Source organism: Pedosphaera parvula Ellin514 (assembly GCF_000172555.1).
Taxonomy (GTDB): Bacteria; Verrucomicrobiota; Verrucomicrobiia; order Limisphaerales; family Pedosphaeraceae; genus Pedosphaera.
Window position 1 is genome coordinate 99,713 of the sequence record NZ_ABOX02000018.1, and the last position, 17,082, is coordinate 116,794.

Genomic DNA, 17,082 nt, shown 5'->3' on the forward strand with positions numbered 1-17,082 from the left:
CAAGAAGCGATTGCGGCATCGCACATTTCCAAGTTGAGACCGCGACATGGGTTTGATTGAAAGCTATTTTAATCAGGTATCGGAAAGAAAACCGAGGACAGGATGAAGCAAGGAGCGCAACGATGAATGAATATGAACCGACCGGAACAAAAATTTGGGACTCGGTTGGTGTTGGAGGGTTGGGAGTTCTGAAGGCACAGGAAATGGGAGTTTCGAGTTGTGAACGCAAAGTCGGAAGGTATCGGAAGGTATCGGAAGGTATCGGAAGGTATCGGAAGGTATCGGAAGGTATCGGAAGGTATCGGAAGGTATCGGAAGGTATCGGAAGGTATCGGAAGGTATCGGAAGGTATCGGAAGGTATCGGAAGGTATCGGAAGGTATCGGAAGGTATCGGAAGGTATCGGAAGGTATCGGAAGGTATCGGAAGGTATCGGAAGGCTAGGAAAAGTTCGAATGGCGAATTTCAAATTTCAAATGCAACAATGTGACGGCGGATGATGGTGGAAAAAATATTAAGGGACTGGAAAATGGACGGAAGCCAGCGGAAGTTATTGGTCGGTTAAAATTTAATACGTGTATGAGGGTTCGGTCGGTAAAGGTTGGTAATAGTCGCCAAAGGTCGGTAATGGTCGGTTAAAAAAATTTCAGAGACCAGAATGCAAAATTCAGGGGGCAGAATGAAAACCAGTTATTTGGGATGAACGACATGCGGGAAACATTTTGGATCAGAATTTTATACAGAATGCTAAAATTAATTTCGAATGGGAAAAGAGCCGGAATGAAAGAAGACAATAAGCCTGATGAATCTGGAGACTGAACAGAGTCCGGGCCGGTTAGCCGCCAGTCCGGTTATATGTCATATTAGCAGGGAAATTATTTCCCACAAATTTCGATAGACGCAAATATGCGACGTTTCGAAGACCATTATCAGGTGTTGTTCGAGAATAACCCTCTACCAATGTGGGTGTATGATCTTGATTCGCTCGCATTTGTGGCAGTCAACACAGCTGCGATTCAACACTACGGTTACTCGCGGGAAGAGTTCCTGAAGATGACCATCCTGGATATCCGTCCTTTGGAAGATATTCCCCGTTTGAAAGCCGCCATTCCCAAACAGCAAACAGCAAGCAATATTGGCTTCCAGAAAGTCGGTGTCTGGCGACATCGCAAAAAGGACGGCTCACTGATCCATGTGGATGTTTCATCTGAGCAGGTAACCTATGAAGGGAAAGCGGCGCGGCTGGCTCTTTTGAATGACGTCACTGAACTGAAGCGTTCCACGGCCCAAGTTCATCTCCTGGAAACCTGCATCGCACGGGTCAATGACGTGGTGATTATCACCGAAGCCGAACCGCTCGATGAACCGGGGCCGCGGATCGTGTTTGTAAACGAAGCATTCACCAAGTACACCGGTTATTCCCAGGAGGAAGCGATTGGCCAGAGTCCGCGCTTCCTGCAAGGTCCCAAAACCAGCCACACCATTCGCCAGCGAATCCGCGCGGCGTTGGAATCCAAAACCCCGACGCGTGAGGAAATAATTAATTACACCAAGAGCGGCGAGCAGGTTTGGTGGGAAATCGAAATTACCCCCATCATCGATGAACGCGGCAGATGCACTCACTTCGTGGCGATTCAACGTGATGTCACGGAACGGAAGCGCTCTGAAAAGGCACTTAAACAAAGCGAAACCAGGTTGAAGGAGGCGCAACGGGTTGCCAATATTGGGAGTTGGGAATGGAATGTCACGGAGCGCAAGGTGATGTGGTCGGATGAGCTTTACCGGATCTTTGGTTTGGAACCACAGTCTTTTCCCATCACGGCAAATTCCTTTCTGGAGAGCATTCATCCGGACGACCGGCCGATGATGCGTGAAAAAATCGAAGAAATGCGCAAACATGCGCGTCCTTTCCGGGAACACTACCGTATTGTTCGCCCGGATGGCGCGGTGCGGCATATTTTCGCGCATGGTGAGTTTGCCTGTGATAATAATACCAAAGTCGTTCGTTTGATGGGGACTGTCCAGGACATCACGGATCGGAAGATCGCGGAAGAGAGTCGTATTCGCACCGCCAAATTGGAAACTGCCAACAAGGAATTGGAATCGTTTTCGTATTCGGTGTCCCACGATTTGCGCGCGCCGTTGCGAACGATTGATGGCTTTAGCCGCATGTTGATCGAGGACTACGGCGACAAACTGGATGAAACGGGAAAGAGTTATCTCGAATTCATCAGCTCCGCCGCCCATCGGATGAGCCAGTTGATTCAAGATTTATTGGAACTCTCCCGGGTGACCAGCAGTCAGATTCATAGAAACGAATTTAACCTCAGCGCTTTGACGGAAACCGTGGCGGGTGAATTACGTCAACAGGATCCTGAACGAAAAGCCGCTTTTTATATTCAGCCGGACTTAATGGTAAATGCCGATCAACGGCTGATGCGGATCGTGATGGAAAACCTGCTTCGCAATGCGTGGAAGTTTACGAGCAAGATTCCGGCGGCACGGATTGAGTTTGGCATGTTCGCGAGGGACACTGAGAAGGTTTACTTTGTGCGGGATAACGGTGCCGGCTTTGACATGGCTTTTGCCGATAGACTGTTTGGTGTGTTTCAACGGTTGCATCCGGAAGCAGATTTTGCCGGCACAGGCATCGGGTTGGCGACGGTACACCGCATCATCGGTCGTCATGGTGGCAGGGTATGGGCGGAAGGAGCGGTGGATCAAGGGGCCACTTTTTATTTCACACTTCCTGCATGAGTCGGCTCACTCAAACTCGATCAGTAAAATATTTGAGCGCGGGCACTGGTTGAACTTGAGATAATTTTTCAACTTCGTTGGCAGCACGCAGGCAATACCAAACAGGAACAATCCCAATGACTCCAAATGAACAATCGATCAACCTCCAATAAACCGGGATGCCCCGCACTGCGCCCATGATAAACGCATAAGGAATGATCATTACACAGGCAATCATGCCGAAGTTGAACAGCCATTTGTTGCGAATTGGATCCTTCAATGCCCCAACAAAAGCAACTGCGATGGCAAAATGCCCGAACGCAAGCCAGTCAGTTCCATACGCCATGAACGGATACCGCGCGCCATTATCGCGCAGAGCCTCCCGCACCCGCAGTATCCAATGGGCCAATCCCGAGTTCACCTGCGAGCTCGTCTGGCCACCCACGCCCAGAATCTTGGCGAGAATATCCAGTTCCCATTCCAAAGGAATGGCGGTGGCACCGCTGATAACCAGACCAAAAATAAAGAACCAGGTCAGGAACTTTATTCTCCGACGAAGGATGATTTCACGATTCATGTTGCGAGTTTGGAAGGATTATCTCATTTCCACAAATTCTTGCTTCACTTCCAAATCAATTTGTCACTTCACGTTGCTGCGCTGGCTGCAAATGCGTCAGCGCATATAACATTAAATAACCAAGAAACAAAAAAGTTGCGAACAAAGCGGTGAAGCCAATCCAGGTTCTATTAGCCATGGGATGTGTCACCCAATGAGCCATATCACGAACAATTCCCATCGGATCAACCACAACGTCCCAACTATTCCACCGACGAACACGTCCAAGATAAATTCCAAATCCACCCAAACCTGCCGTGACCATGATAAACAGCCAACTCATAGTCCCACCAAAACGATCCGCCACTACTCGCTGCATCAGGTAAAGGGACATGAACCCGAGCAGGAATCCTGTGAAGGCAAACAATAAAATCAAACTCATGTCGGTCCAATAACGGTGCTTGAACCAGGTGGTCAGATGGATGAGATCGGTAAAAATATATGGCGCATTGGGAAAAAACAACAGCCACAACGCTGCGAGTGAGTAAATGGCAAAGCCCAGACGTTCTCCCTTTCGGTATCGACGCGATACACCCACCGCAAACACCAGCGGCATCCAGGCCAGAAATAAATTCCAGATCAGGAAACAGTAATTCCAGTCGCGAGTCCATAGCACTCTCAAGCCCACCAAAACTGCTCCCACCCCAGAAACAAAAAGCAGAGTCAACAAAGGTATCGCTACTTCCTGTTTCAAATTCAGATTATTTGGCTTCATAATTTCTTGTCTGTTCCGATTGGCCGGATTTACCGGCACACTCTCCAATGGGCAATAAGTAACAGCTCCTTGAGCAAATTAGCAAATGACTTAATACTTGGCCGCACTGCTCTCGACCGCATTTGGCCGATCTTCACTTTTCATGCAATCAAGCCAATGGCTGATGAAAAACTTCTTTTCACTTTGTGGCGGAAGAAACCTATCCGAGGTGCCGATCAAAGGACGCAAGGCGGTGGTCATTTGCAAAGCAACCAGAATAAAAATGACCACCCAAATTCTTAATCCTCCTTCTGACTTCGAGCCAAGATACCTGAAACCTGAATTCATAAACCGAACCCCAAATATGGTGGCTACCAACCAGAAACCCAAATGCATGGTTCCCATCACGGCAGCTGATTTGGTGGACTGCGAAAACACCCATGCCACGGGAGCAAAACCCACCAGCAAAACGGTCATCAAAGTCATCAATCCCGCAACCAATCCAAACACCTCTGCGAGACGCGCCTGTGAACCACCAAGGCAGGAAAAAATGTAAAGGCTCGGCAGACAGATCAAACCAGCGATAAGCAGACCTGCGGCAATCTTTACCGGTGCCGCCCAAAGTTGCTGGCCGCCGGAAAATGTTCCGACAATAATTCCATAAATCAGGCTGCAAAGGATGGCGATGATCAATAGCGCGGTGGTTACCCGGCTGGCATTGGGCTGCTTAAGCTGGAACAGCACCCGCCTTGGCTGGCGTAGAATGGCTTCCACCGCGCTTATGATCCCCGTGATCGGCACCTGTTCGGAAGGGTGCGAGCCGAGCGGTTGAAAGCTTGCATTAACCAGTGCGCTCGCATTGGCTGAAGGAATCAAAGGAGGACTGGGCGGCAAAATGGGATTATTGCCTGCGGGAGTTTGGCCGAATGTCTCAGGATTGTTACCGTTCATAGTTTTGTCTGGCTGTGGTTGTTTGGTCAGGAAAAAAGCAAATATTGGACGGATCGAAAAACGCTTTCAAAAAAATTGCCCTTGAAAGCATCCGGTCGCAGGAATTCCACCGGCAAACCTGGCGAACCAATAAATGGCCTTAGAATCCAGCAGAGCTGGCTGCCCAGGAAAAGATTCACCGTCAGCCAGGTAAAAAGCACACGGCGACTCACCGCGATACTTCCACTAAGGCGTTGCAGCAGTTGAACCAACCTCACGTTCGCCGTTATCCCGGCGAAAGCGATAATTATGACATGCGTCAGCTGAATAAAGCTATAAGCGCCGGCGACATGGGCAGACATCGCCGGAGCATTCCACACCAGGAAGAATACCAGCGGGCTGAAGGATCCTAAAATGGTTGCTGCGATGGTGAAACTGATGAGGACAGCCTGCATGGATTGGCGAAAGCCCAGGTTCAAACCGAGCAAGGGCGCAAACATTCCGTTGATCAATCCGTTGCCGAGCGTGGTTAGGAGAATAATCAATGGAAACTTGATGGCGACGTACAACCCCTGCCAGGGATCGCGCCAGCAACCCATGGCAGCACCATATAGACCGGCTCCGATGAAGATTGTGAACACATGCAGGGTCGTTCGCCTCAAACTCCATGTCTGAACCCACTCACTCATCAATGTGGGCTCACCTCGCAGCACAACGCCGATCTGATTCGGGTTCAAAATGTTCGAGCGGGCTGTCATTGGAATTTAGGATGCTTTTCCCCCATTGGAGTTTGATGCAGCTTCATAAGATGGACATCAAATCATTCTCCACGTTCATTCTGCCTCAACGAGTGCCGCCGGCCTGACAAAGGCCCGGGTTGGTGCATAGCTGAATATGCCCGCTGCCACCTCATCAAAAATAAGCCCGCAGTCCCACCAAAATTGTGCAGTCGAAACACCCGCTTCACGCAAAATCTTCCGGTGGTCCCACAATACCACCATGCATGAGGCTCTGAATAGGATTCTCCAGACAGTTCGCAACGCCAGTCGGGACGGAATTGAAAGGTCCACAAACGCGCCTTGTAAAAATTCCATATGGAAAGCCACATGCCCTTCTTCGTCGTGTACAATCTGCGCACAGACCGCACGCACTACCGGGTCATCAACACCGTCACGCACCGCGCGGAAGTAACGCTTGGCAATCATCTCTGGCATCAGCAGCACAAGCAGTTCCTGGTTCAATCCGAAAAGCCGACGCAGCAGGATAAAGCAGGTGTCGCTCCAATGATGCCCAATCAAGGGTGCATCCAGAAGTTTAAGCACCTCTGCCATCAAGCGCGCATGCTCCTGCTCTTCCTTGATGAAAAGATCGATACTTTCCATATAGACCGAATCGTTGGTGGTCGCCGCTTGTTTGCGAAGATGGCGGCCCTCGCCAGATTCGCCAACCTGAAATCGCTGCAACGAATGTATCAACGGTCCGCGTAATCGAGTCGCGACATTCACTCCTTTATTCCAGGGAACCTCCCGGCGATGAACGCGATTGTAATCAAAGTATCTAAGCCAGTTCTTCATTCGATTGCTCCTTTAGTGAGTGTGAGTTCACAGATGGATTCGTGCGCCAGATCCTGTAAATCAGGCCGAGCACCGGCGCTGACATCAGTACCAAAGCAATTAGAAACAAGGACCAATCAAACGAGGTTGGCAACATGGCACGCAATGCATCCTCCCCCTTGCCGGCCACTCGAATGGCGTCCTCCATGAATACGTATAAGGCCAGCAGCATCCCTGCAAAGTTTAACACCCATGCCTTCCATTCAGTTCGAAACGGACAATCCAGCCGGTGTTCCCACTGAGTGGCCAAGGTTCCCCAAATAATCATTAACAATGCGATCAGGACGGGCGCAATGACCGGGCCCCACCAGGGCAATGGCAGCAGGAAGAGAATATCCCAATCCGTCAGCGCATGCGGCCAGCCGGTAATCACCTTTAGAAAAACATAATAAAAAATATCCCACACGCCGAAAGCTATGGCCGCATACCCCCATCGACTCCGCCACGTACGACCTGCCAGCATCCCCATCGTGAAGAGCATGATTAATGTCGCTGCTTCCCGAACCACCTCCACCAAGGCAAGCCCGGCAACCGCCGGCAAAGGATCATTCTGAAAGGGTTCGATGCGATCAGACAAGGTGCGGAGATAGAAAACCACCGCCGATTCCATCCAAGCCATGGCGATTCCAAACACAACCACCGTTAACCACCGTGTTCCTTGTTTCATGACTGTTCTCCTCGATTGATTGAGCCTCTCCCTGCTCTAGTTATGGATACTCCTACCGGGCCATTTCTGCCAGCACCTTCCGGGTTTTGCCATAAAACCAACCTCCGCTTCCACACATTGCGAGCTATTTCCAAAACCGGTGTCGCCATTAAAACCAGTGCGGCCAGGAACAAAGGCCAGTTAAAACTGTTTGGAAGGACATTCCGCGCGGCTTCGCCTCCTTGAGGTGCCACGCGAATAGTATCGGCCATGAAAACGTAAAGCGCCACTGCTGCACCGCCAAAGCTGATAATCCAGGTCAGCCCTCCAGGCCAAAGGCGAACCCCTGCCCGGCTGAATTGCGTGACCAGCGTTCCCCCGAGGATCATCAGCGTTGCGATGCAGCAGGGTGCCAGCACGGGTCCCCACCATGGTAAAGGAATTAAAAACAACAAATCCCAATTGAATATCGAGTGTGGCCACCCACTTATTACCTTGAGAAAAATGTAATAGAAAATATCCCACACACCGAAGGCGATAAACATGTAAGCCACGCGCGAACGCCAGTTCTTAGCCGCCAGCCAACCCACGGTTAAGAGCATCACCATCGTTGCCGCTTCGCGAACCAGTTCTGCGTGACCTATGCCTTTGGCCAGATGCACAGGATAAGGATGATACGGGTCCATTTGAGCCATCATCGTTCTCAAATAGAACGCAACCGCCGATTCCACCCATGCCATTGCCATGGCATATAACACCACCGTCACCCAACGTTTTCTCTCCCTCATAATTCTCCTCGTTCGACTTAACCCGTATTAATCACAGAATTCGTTTCTGCCGCTTGCGTTTGACGCATCACTGCTTTACGTGGACTTCAATCCAGTTATCGCCCCTTTGCCAACATGAGGATTACCTCGCCTGGCAAAAGAGAATTCCTTCTTCGCCCCTTTGATGAGTTGATAAAGTGATACGATAAAGTGCCTCAGTTGCTGCCGCACTTCGCGAAAATACTCCACTCGCGACCCACCAATCGCTGTAAGGCAAGGACCATGATTCACCCAAAGCATCGTCGCTGCCGCAAGCCCAAGCACGCAAAATTGCGTCCTCCAAAGCGCGTTACTGCCCCCCTTCACATGTTGTCGAGAATCTGCCAACCGATCGCGATGAAACGCAACATGCCCTGCTTCATCTCTCAAAATGAGTGTGCACATTTGCGCCACCGGAATATCAGGAGAATGAGCGCGCAACACCCGGTAATAAGCAGTGCTCACAAGCTCGGTGAGCAATAGGACCTGCAGCTCGAATCGCACTCCGAGAGCACGCCGGCACCAGCAGAAAGCAGTGAAGCTCCAATGCGAATTGATGGCCCGCCCTCCCAAACGCTCCACGGCGCAGCCAAGCAATCGCGCATGCTCTGCCTCCTCGGCAAACCACAAATCTACGATCTTTCGCATCTGCTCTGTACTGCTGCGAAACCGTTCCGCGTCAAAAGCGATCAATGACGCAGGTCCTCCGCCATCACCCAAACGAAACTGTTCGATTGATTTTAAGAAAAGACCAAACGTCCTCTCTGAAATCGATACCGGAGCCGACCAGTCAGGCTCCAGGCGATCCAGGCGGTTACGTTCAAAATACGCGATCCATTTGGCATGGTTCATGGTGCATCCTCCTGATTGATTTCATTTTAATTCTGCTCCGCTAGTTTCTGTTACATACGTTGTCGGCCAACTGGCGCAGAGCCTGTTCCACCTCATTAATGGTGCTGTCAGGCGTTGAAGTTCCCGCTGTAATTCCCACTATCCCGGCATTCTCAAACCACTCGCTTCGCAAATCGTTCGCGAACTGCACGTGATGAACCCGGGGACAATATCGCCCACATGTTTTCACCAGTTCGTGCGTGTTGTTGCTATGCGCCCCGCCGACCACCACTACCACGTCACTTTTTTGTGCGAGTTCAACTGCTGCAAATTGGCGTTGTTTCGTCGGACGGCACACGGTGTCTACAAATCGAACTTCTGAATTGGGAAATTTCTTTCTGACGATGCCGACGAGTCGCTGCACTTTTTCAATCGGTTGCGTTGTCTGTGCCGCAATTCCAAAACGGGCACGCTCCTGTAGATTCTCGATATCGGCTTCGCTCAGAACAACGTCGAACGCCTTCAAGTCCCCCGTGAGACCGCGCACTTCCACATGGTCGCGCTTGCCAATAATCACCGGATGATAACCGTCCCTCGCCAACTCGGCCACCGAGCGATGCGCAAAGTGTACCAATGGGCAGGTTGCTTCCAGGACCTTCAATCCTCTGGCTTTGATTTCGTTGATCGACTTTTCCGAAGCGCCATGGGCCGTAATCATGACGGAGTCCGTTGTAACCGCCTCAATTTCCTGCTCAAATTTAATTCCGTGTGCCCGGAGATTGGAAAGCACGGTTTCATTATGGACCAAATCACCGAGAATGGTAAGCGGTGTGGACGCAGTTTCCTTCGTGGCAAGCGTAATGGCATCTCGCACACCAAAGCACATGCCCATATGTTCAGCTCGAATAATATTCATAAGACAAATATCACTTTGTGATACAAAGTTAAAGACCATGCGAGTTTCATTTTCGTTCAACAAAAAATTATTTAAGTTTGGTTTGCTGGACAATCTCCTCCAGCAAATTGATGTACGTGGTGAAAGCTTTTCTGCCGGCAGGAGTCAACGAACAGGTGGTGAGCGGCCGATTTTTCTGAAAAGTTTTTGCGACCGATATATAACCCGCTTCCTGCAAAGTACGAATGTGCGTGGTTACGTTCCCGTCGGTCATGTTCAAAGAGTTGCGCAGATCCGTAAATGAGAGCTCTGGCGAGGCGGCCAGCAGAGACATAATTGCCAGGCGACCCTTCTCGTGTATGACACGATCCAGGTTGAGAAATGGTTCTGGATTCACGCTCACGTTTCATTCTTCCTCTGTTCCGTGAAGTAGAGATAGACTCCATAGGCCAGTTGAAATACTCCGAAGAACAGCCCCATTTCGGCATGCCCCAACTTGATCGGCATCTGTATATCCGCAAATCTCAGGCTGACGAGGAGGACGCAGCCAAGTATTATAAAACCCCATGCGAAAAGCCTGATACCACGTGGCATAAAGAAGCCGGCCGCATGAATGGCACAGCCATAAAGCAACATCCAAAGTATCGGAAGCAATACCGGGATTTCAGCATTTTCCACCCAAAGTAAACAAATGACTCCGGCCATCATTCCCACAAACAAAGCCGGCATCATGGCTTGTGTCACCCGCCGCGTCGGTGGCGACCAAAATGGTTCCCTATCCTTCAATGATTGCCCGCGCACGAGGATGTAATCGCCTCCAACTGCAATCAAACTGACAGTCATCCAGTAAGCGGCAAAAGCCTTGGCGCTCTCAATATTTAAATACCAACCCACTACGGCAGCCACCACCCCCACCAAACCGGTGAAAGTCATCACTGGAGCCAGGGCGCGCCGATAGATGGCGGAGCGCTCCATCAAGGTGCGTATCGCTTGAAGGTTCTGCGCGGCCCAGTTGGTTTCCATGCCTTCACTTTGTATCACAAAGTGTAATTGTCAAGCAAGTTTTTACAGCAGGAATTCTGAACTTAAATGTCTAGGCCATCGCTCCGGCCCGTGAGATTGGTTCGTAGGGTTCTATCAAAACCTTGCCCAACACATTGCGAGAGCGGAGATGAGCAAAGGCATCATCGGTTTCATCCAGCGGGTAGATGCTGTCGATGACCGGTATGAGCTTTCCGGCGGCAACCCATTTCAACGTGGCCTCAATGTCTGCCTTGTTTCGTCCATAACTACCAATCAGTCGTTGTTGCTTTACGAAGAACGGCCATAAATTAATTGTGACATCTCGTCCCGCCGTGGCGCCGCAGGTTACCACTGTGCCACCACGCGCCAGACACTCAAAGACCTTCGGCAACACCTCACCACCGATGTGTTCCACCGCGACATCCACGCCGCGCTTTTCCGTAATCTTCCGCACCTCGGCTGGCCAGTTCGGATCGTTGGAATCCACAACGTGATCGGCGCCCAATTGCTTTCCGAGAACACGCTTTGCTTCAGTGGATGCAGTGGTCACGACACGAGCACCCAAACCTTTCGCGATTTGGATTGCTGCGGAACCGACTCCGCTGGAGGCTCCCATGACCAGCACCCAATCATTGGGATGGACCGCTGTTCGATTGGTCAACATGTGCATGGCCGTGCTGCCGGCCAGTGTCAATGCCGCAGAAGCATCGAAATCAGCACTCTCCGGCAAACGCACCAGCGCACGCACTGGGACAACTACCTTCTCAGCAAAACCTCCATCACGTTGCACACCGAGAAGCTCCCCCTTCAAGCAGAGCGACTCTTCGCCTTTTCTACAGAATTCGCATTCACCACAAAAAAGATTGGATTGCACCGCGACCCTGTCTCCCGGCTTCCAATCCTCAACCGAAGCACCAATCTCCAAAATTCTCCCTGCAATTTCGCCCCCTGGCGTGCGAGGAAGCGCAACCGGGACCGGCAACGCTCCCTCCTCCAGCCAGAGATCCAGGTGATTCAATCCACACGATTGCACCTGCACCAACACCTCGTCAGGCGCAGGCTTCGGCTCAGGCACTTCACGCAACTCGAATTTCCCCGGCGCGCCATGAGCGATCAGTTGAAATGCTTCCATGTATCCATTCAACACCGGAAGCAGCCATTCTGCAAGTGATGCACTGCTATTGAACCTTCTTTGCCTTCTGATCAATTCCGTTTTGATGAAGAATCAGGGCGGTAACTTTCCCATTCGCATCCTTTTCAAAGGTCAATTGTGCTTCCACCTCCTTATAAAAGAACTCCGTTGCACTTTGCGGGAAAATCCCGAGGAAGGATTGCCCCGTCAACTTGGCCAACAAATTGTTCCCTGAGCGCTTGATCGTGAACTCTGCAAAAAGCCCCAATTCATATTTTCCAACATAGTCATCGTACGTTTTCGGGTCTAATTTAACCGCCACCCGCTGCTTGAGCGGCTGATCAGAAATCTTTTTGGCCTTCTGGTCGAATCCGTTTTGATGGAGCACCAGGCTGGTTATCCTACCTTGCTTATCCTTGTTGAAGGTCAACTGCGCATCCACCGCCTCGTAGAAAAACTCACTTTCCGATTCCGGATAAACTTCCAGATAAGATTGTCCTGTGAGCTGAACCAGCAACTGATCTCCATTGTTGCGCACATTGAACACGACAGCCGGATTCAGCCGGTAAACGCCCACATAGTTGACTAAGGCATCCGCGCTCAAGGCAATGGTGTTGCGAGGTTTCTTTACCTCGACCTTGGCCAGGTTGAACTTCGGGTTCAGTAAATGAAATCCGATGTCGTCGATGTCATTGGCTGAATTCGACAGGATGACAACGCCTCGCTTGCTCTTTTTATCGAAGCCGATAAAGGAGTGATAGCCACCCGTCTCGCCGTTGTGCCACACGAGTTCCGTGCCATGCCGCAGGTTGATATGCCAGCAGAGGCCAATCTTCATGTTTGGCCCACCGGCTGGGCGGTGGGCTTCCTGAGCCAGGTCCATCGCTGTAGTCAGCGGGGACTGCAGGACTCCCATGTTCGCTGAAAGGAATTTCAACATGTCATTCACAGTGGATCTCAGTCCCCCTGCCCCTGCAAGCGTAACGATATCCCAGTTTGAAACCGGACGGCCTGACTCATTGTGCGGAATGGCCAACCGCGCTTTCAATTCCGGCGTAATCATAACCACCGTGTTGGTCATGCCTAAAGGCCGGCAAACGCGTTCCTTCACCAGCGCCTCGTAATTAGTGCCCGCCTTCAACGCCAACACATGCCCCAGCAAGCCCACGCCCAGATTGGAGTACTCGTATTTTACTCCAATATCTCTTTTGAGATTGTAGTCAGAAAGAAACTCATAAAGCTGGTCCACGGTATAGTCTACATAGGGATTCCTCTCGTCGGCAGATTCCAGATTATCCGGCAGGCGTGGCAGGCCGGAGGATTGGGTCGCCAAATCCAGCAACGTAATCTCCTTACCGTTACGAGTCGGCATATGAACTGAGGTCGGCAGATACTTGGAAACAGGATCATCCAATTTCACTTCGCCCCGTTGCACCATGTCTGCCAGCAAGGAAGCTGTAAGAACTTTGGAGACGGAACCAATTTCAAAAAGTGTGTCGCCGTTCAAGGTTTGGTTGGTGCGGCCCATCTCACCGCACTGGATGATCTTCGTTCCGCTTTCGTCAATAAGGCCAAGCACGATGCCCACACCCTTCCCGGTGGCATCGACGCGTTCCTGCAGCATTTGCTTTATTTCTGCCGGCGTCGGTTCGGCTGGCTGCGCGCGACCAATGGTCGCAATCAATAGGAGGAGGGAGGCTATAAGGTTGCTCTTTAACATAGATTTTTACGAGTTGAATGTTGATTAAATTGAAATGTTACCTGGGCACAGGGAAAGTTCCCGCCAGACGATCTTGCAGGCTGCGTCCGGGAAGAATTGAGGAGACAATCGTCAGTATGGCAAGCAAGGGCAATAAAACAGACGTCGCTTGTTCCAGGCCAATGAGGAGTCCAAGCAGTACCGCCAATCTTGGCAACAGCATCAAGGGCAGCCAGGCCAGCAGGTTTCGCCACAGCACTCTGCCTCGTGATGCAAGTTTGCCATCTTTTGTCACCAGCACAATTCCGAGCCCATGCATCAAGGCCCCTCCACGGAAGAGCAATGCAGAGATCAGACACGGGACTACAACAACTGAAATCGCATACTTCCAAAAAAGTCTTACAAACCAAAGCATCTCCATATGGGCCAGCGAAGAACCGTCCTCGTCTTTCATGAAAACCAGCGAGAGTGGAAGAAAAATAGGAAACCAAAGCCCGCCCATGATCAGAGCCAGACGGCGCGCACGCGAGATTGTTGCGATTTTGCCCAGCAAAGGTCTGAGCTGATTCGCCACCTCTTGCGGAGATATTTCTCTCCTTATTTTCTCAAGCAGGTTTCTCGCGTGCAGGGCAATCGGCAAGGCAACACTCATCCGTTTCGCTTCCCGCATGCCAAGCGCAGGCCCGCACAGAGCCGATGCTGCCACCACATACAAAAATTCATGACTGGCAGGTGGGCTCACTGGCGGATTTTCCTCTGAAGCAGAAATTGCCAGGACCGCACCCGGAGCAGGAAAATCAAGCAGCTTGGCGTGACCATCATCCGTGATCCACAAGTGATCCAGTTTCATCACTGGAATGGAATCGCTCTTTTGTGCAGCGTGTAGTTCCTCCGCCAAGTCCAGAAGCCAAAAGCGTACCCGCTCCCAGCTCTGCTGCTCGCTAAGCAAGTTACTCAATGGCCGACCCGACAAGGCCTCGTAAGCATCCCAGGCTTCGACCTCGGTTCGTTTGTCATTCAACCAGCGGAGTCGCCCTGCTCGAGCCCGGTTTCGCACTTCTCCGCCTAAAGAAGGAGTGCCCAACGGCAGCTTGCGTATCCATACTTTTCGCAGGAGCCGGGCATCATAGCCCAACAATATCTCGCCACCATCGGTTTCGCCGACTTTGCCGAGCACATGATAAGGGCCGATGCGCACGGAGGTCTCGGTGTTCGGAGTTTGTTCGTCTTTGGACGGCAATCCCGGTCTTGTTACCATGGAGCTTTTCAGCATGACGCGAGTTCGGCTACCAAAGTCATGAAGTCCGAGAAAGCCATTGCTCTTGCGAGCAGGAACGAATGTAAGCGCCAAAAGCACAAAGTAAACGCATATCGCAATCAACCCTTCAATCACTTTGTTGCCAATGTGATCAGACACCAGCACTCCGACTACATCGATGCCAACCATGGAGACGCCAACGAAAATCACTGCGCGTAAAAACGCTCGCATCAATCCCGGCGGATTCCCGACCCGATTAACCGTTCTCAAACCGAACAAAGCCTTGCCAGCACCGGCGCCGAGAATGCCTTCGAACAAGCAGTAATAGCTCAGAATAATTGTCCAGAAAGTCAGGGTGGAAACGAGGAGCCAGCTACGAGATTCGAAAAACTGTGCGCCAAAGGAACAAAACGGTATCGGCAGGGATACATCAATGCAACCTGCCAGAAAACGTACTCCCGGCGTGGCGAGCCCCGGAGCACTGGAGCCATACGGCAACAGTGCCTCACGCAATTTGTCATAACTTGCGAAGCGGTCTCCAGCATCCTTCTCCAGACAACGCAGCACCACACGCCCCAGTCCTTTTGGAATTTCTGGTCGCCATTTCGCAGGCGATTCAGCCCGACGCTCCAGCACAGTGGCCAGCAGTTGCACTACATTGGCTGCTTCAAAGGGCATTCGACCAGTCAGCAATTGATACAGCATCACCCCAACGGAGTAGATATCCGAGCGCACGCTTAATTCATCCCCACGCAATTGCTCCGGGGAAGAATACGCAGGGGTTCCGAACAGTGCAGCAGCTTCGGTTACATTCGATTCGGTGCGCACGACCGTGCTGATGGAGAGCCCGAAGTCTCCAATCTTCACAGTTCCATCGCTATCTATAAAACAGTTCGATGGCTTGATATCGCGGTGCAGAATTCCCACTTTCCGGGCCGCCTCCAGCCCGGCGATAATTTGCAACACGCTGTCCACCGCTTGCGCCACCGACAAAGGACCATCCTTGATTAGTCGATCTTGCAATGTTCCCCCGACCATCAATTCCATCGCAATCACCGGCGTTCCACCAATCTCTTCCGTTCCAAAAACGTAAACACTATTCGGATGATTGATCGAAGCCGCCAGTTGTCCTTCACGCAAAAACCGCTTTCGCGCATCCGGGGAATCGAGAGCTTGCCCCAATATTTTCAGCGCAATCCTTCGACCGCTTTCCAAATCTTCAGCTTCATAGACCACTCCCATGCCACCCTGCCCAAGCAATCGGATCATTTGATAATGACCAAACAGTTCGCCCGGTTGGGGCAGCCCTTTTGAGGATTTGGACGACCGCGGAGCTACAGTTGATTCTTCGGGTTCGATGTCGAATTGCGTGCCCAAGCCCGCTTTTAACAGGCATTTCGGACAGAATGTGGATGCCATTTGCCCCGGCAACTCCATGCCGCAACCTGGGCATTTGCACTCTGGCAAGTCTATGTTCACGCTCTCACTCATGATCTCGTTCCATACCTCCTTAAGCAAACGAGACAAAAGGTAACGCAGAAAATGAAACTATTTTTCACCGGCTGAAAATCGAGAAGAGATGTCGCAGCTCCGGTTCAATGTCCTCTGGCGAAACCACCGTCTTGCTGATTTCGATTCGCAGAAGCTCCCGGTAACGACCGCGCAGCCGATGAACGGCCGTTTTCACAGCGGCTTCGGTCAGGTTGAGTTCGACGGCAATCCTGGCATAAGGCTGGGCAGCCTCGTCCATGACCAGAGTATTTCTCAAATGCACGAACAGCTTGGTGCGTCCGGTGGTTGTGTACTCCTCTTGAAGTTGCGCCACGACTCGTTCCAGTAACGTCATCGCCCACTGCCGCTCAAACAAAGTATCTGGCTGCAAGTCATGAGCCAGTTCTGAATGGAAACGCGCTTCGGCCATCGCCTGGTCGATGTCAACAGCTGTTTGAAAGCCTCCCCGTTTTTTTGCGTGCTCACGATCCCATTCATTGGCCATGAAACGCTTGAGAGCGGTGAGCAGAAAGGTGCGAAACTTTCCCTTTTCCTGGCTGGCAGCGGCAACGAAGTTTTTTTCCAGCAACCGGGCGAGGAACGCCTGTGTCAAATCCTCCGCATCCTGCGGCGTACGCCCTTGTCGGCGAATGAATCCATAGAGTGGATACCAGTAGGTCCGGCATAGTTCCCCCAATGCCGCATTAGCTGAA

General features: G+C 51.4%; 17 protein-coding genes. 2 read left to right on the forward strand and 15 right to left on the reverse strand.

Annotated elements, in window-relative coordinates; translation table 11 throughout:
• Positions 1-122: 122 nt before the first annotated feature.
• Both CFLAV_RS15475 and CFLAV_RS32395 read left to right on the forward strand, forming a co-directional pair.
• Positions 123-443 (forward strand): hypothetical protein, encoded by a 321-nt coding sequence (locus CFLAV_RS15475; protein WP_007415706.1) that lies wholly within the window; start codon positions 123-125, stop codon positions 441-443.
• A gap of 462 nt (positions 444-905) precedes the next feature.
• Positions 906-2,756 carry a PAS domain-containing sensor histidine kinase gene (locus CFLAV_RS32395; protein ID WP_007415707.1) on the forward strand — a complete coding sequence of 617 codons (1,851 nt, stop codon included), beginning with the start codon at positions 906-908 and terminating at the stop codon, positions 2,754-2,756.
• 10 nt (positions 2,757-2,766) lie between these two features.
• Here CFLAV_RS32395 and CFLAV_RS15485 read toward each other — a convergent pair whose 3' ends face one another.
• From CFLAV_RS15485 to CFLAV_RS15555, 15 genes are all read right to left on the reverse strand, one after another.
• Positions 2,767-3,312, reverse strand: coding sequence for a hypothetical protein (locus tag CFLAV_RS15485; RefSeq protein WP_007415708.1), 546 nt, complete (start codon positions 3,310-3,312; stop codon positions 2,767-2,769).
• Positions 3,313-3,367: 55 nt separating this feature from the next.
• Positions 3,368-4,066, reverse strand: a complete 699-nt coding sequence (locus tag CFLAV_RS32400) for a DUF1361 domain-containing protein (protein ID WP_007415709.1) — start codon at positions 4,064-4,066, stop codon at positions 3,368-3,370.
• A gap of 90 nt (positions 4,067-4,156) precedes the next feature.
• Positions 4,157-4,996, reverse strand: a complete 840-nt coding sequence (locus CFLAV_RS32405) for a hypothetical protein (RefSeq protein WP_007415710.1) — start codon at positions 4,994-4,996, stop codon at positions 4,157-4,159.
• Positions 4,997-5,022: 26 nt separating this feature from the next.
• A complete protein-coding gene (locus CFLAV_RS15500; protein WP_007415711.1) occupies positions 5,023-5,733 on the reverse strand; it encodes a hypothetical protein in 711 nt (236 codons plus the stop codon).
• Between the two features lie 75 nt (positions 5,734-5,808).
• Entirely contained in the window at positions 5,809-6,549 is a 741-nt protein-coding gene (locus CFLAV_RS15505) for a ferritin-like domain-containing protein (protein ID WP_007415712.1), read from the reverse strand.
• Positions 6,533-7,255, reverse strand: coding sequence for a hypothetical protein (locus tag CFLAV_RS32410; protein WP_007415713.1), 723 nt, complete (start codon positions 7,253-7,255; stop codon positions 6,533-6,535). Before CFLAV_RS32410 ends, CFLAV_RS15505 begins: the two co-directional genes overlap by 17 nt.
• Positions 7,252-8,022: a hypothetical protein gene (locus CFLAV_RS32415; protein WP_007415714.1), complete on the reverse strand. Its 771-nt coding sequence runs from the start codon at positions 8,020-8,022 to the stop codon at positions 7,252-7,254. Before CFLAV_RS32415 ends, CFLAV_RS32410 begins: the two co-directional genes overlap by 4 nt.
• 75 nt (positions 8,023-8,097) lie before the next feature.
• Positions 8,098-8,892 (reverse strand): ferritin-like domain-containing protein, encoded by a 795-nt coding sequence (locus CFLAV_RS32420; protein WP_007415715.1) that lies wholly within the window; start codon positions 8,890-8,892, stop codon positions 8,098-8,100.
• A gap of 40 nt (positions 8,893-8,932) precedes the next feature.
• Positions 8,933-9,787, reverse strand: a complete 855-nt coding sequence (gene ispH, locus CFLAV_RS15525; protein ID WP_040549024.1) for a 4-hydroxy-3-methylbut-2-enyl diphosphate reductase — start codon at positions 9,785-9,787, stop codon at positions 8,933-8,935.
• A gap of 67 nt (positions 9,788-9,854) precedes the next feature.
• A complete protein-coding gene (locus CFLAV_RS15530; protein ID WP_007415717.1) occupies positions 9,855-10,169 on the reverse strand; it encodes a winged helix-turn-helix domain-containing protein in 315 nt (104 codons plus the stop codon).
• Complete coding sequence (locus CFLAV_RS15535) at positions 10,166-10,807, reverse strand: hypothetical protein (RefSeq protein WP_160164591.1); 642 nt, start codon at positions 10,805-10,807, stop codon at positions 10,166-10,168. The genes CFLAV_RS15530 and CFLAV_RS15535 overlap by 4 nt, the downstream gene beginning before the upstream one ends.
• Before the next feature lie 52 nt (positions 10,808-10,859).
• Positions 10,860-11,921, reverse strand: coding sequence for a zinc-binding dehydrogenase (locus tag CFLAV_RS15540; protein ID WP_007415719.1), 1,062 nt, complete (start codon positions 11,919-11,921; stop codon positions 10,860-10,862).
• Between the two features lie 46 nt (positions 11,922-11,967).
• Positions 11,968-13,641, reverse strand: a complete 1,674-nt coding sequence (locus CFLAV_RS15545) for a serine hydrolase (RefSeq protein ID WP_007415720.1) — start codon at positions 13,639-13,641, stop codon at positions 11,968-11,970.
• Positions 13,642-13,678: 37 nt separating this feature from the next.
• Positions 13,679-16,297, reverse strand: coding sequence for a protein kinase domain-containing protein (locus CFLAV_RS15550; protein ID WP_160164592.1), 2,619 nt, complete (start codon positions 16,295-16,297; stop codon positions 13,679-13,681).
• Between the two features lie 136 nt (positions 16,298-16,433).
• The coding region (locus CFLAV_RS15555; RefSeq protein ID WP_007415722.1) for an RNA polymerase sigma factor at positions 16,434-17,082 on the reverse strand (649 nt) is incomplete at its 5' end.

What these genes read in the sequence shown, in the direction of transcription:
- CFLAV_RS15505 (WP_007415712.1), bottom strand. Translation starts at nt 6,549, where the DNA reads ATGAAGAACTGGCTTAGATACTTTGATTACAATCGCGTTCATCGCCGG.
- CFLAV_RS32420 (WP_007415715.1), bottom strand. Translation starts at nt 8,892, where the DNA reads ATGAACCATGCCAAATGGATCGCGTATTTTGAACGTAACCGCCTGGAT.
- CFLAV_RS32410 (WP_007415713.1), bottom strand. Translation starts at nt 7,255, where the DNA reads ATGAAACAAGGAACACGGTGGTTAACGGTGGTTGTGTTTGGAATCGCC.
- CFLAV_RS32405 (WP_007415710.1), bottom strand. Translation starts at nt 4,996, where the DNA reads ATGAACGGTAACAATCCTGAGACATTCGGCCAAACTCCCGCAGGCAAT.
- CFLAV_RS15500 (WP_007415711.1), bottom strand. Translation starts at nt 5,733, where the DNA reads ATGACAGCCCGCTCGAACATTTTGAACCCGAATCAGATCGGCGTTGTG.
- CFLAV_RS15475 (WP_007415706.1), top strand. Translation starts at nt 123, where the DNA reads ATGAATGAATATGAACCGACCGGAACAAAAATTTGGGACTCGGTTGGT.
- CFLAV_RS15545 (WP_007415720.1), bottom strand. Translation starts at nt 13,641, where the DNA reads ATGTTAAAGAGCAACCTTATAGCCTCCCTCCTCCTATTGATTGCGACC.
- CFLAV_RS32400 (WP_007415709.1), bottom strand. Translation starts at nt 4,066, where the DNA reads ATGAAGCCAAATAATCTGAATTTGAAACAGGAAGTAGCGATACCTTTG.
- CFLAV_RS32395 (WP_007415707.1), top strand. Translation starts at nt 906, where the DNA reads ATGCGACGTTTCGAAGACCATTATCAGGTGTTGTTCGAGAATAACCCT.
- CFLAV_RS15540 (WP_007415719.1), bottom strand. Translation starts at nt 11,921, where the DNA reads ATGGAAGCATTTCAACTGATCGCTCATGGCGCGCCGGGGAAATTCGAG.
- ispH (WP_040549024.1), bottom strand. Translation starts at nt 9,787, where the DNA reads ATGAATATTATTCGAGCTGAACATATGGGCATGTGCTTTGGTGTGCGA.
- CFLAV_RS32415 (WP_007415714.1), bottom strand. Translation starts at nt 8,022, where the DNA reads ATGAGGGAGAGAAAACGTTGGGTGACGGTGGTGTTATATGCCATGGCA.
- CFLAV_RS15485 (WP_007415708.1), bottom strand. Translation starts at nt 3,312, where the DNA reads ATGAATCGTGAAATCATCCTTCGTCGGAGAATAAAGTTCCTGACCTGG.
- CFLAV_RS15550 (WP_160164592.1), bottom strand. Translation starts at nt 16,297, where the DNA reads ATGGCATCCACATTCTGTCCGAAATGCCTGTTAAAAGCGGGCTTGGGC.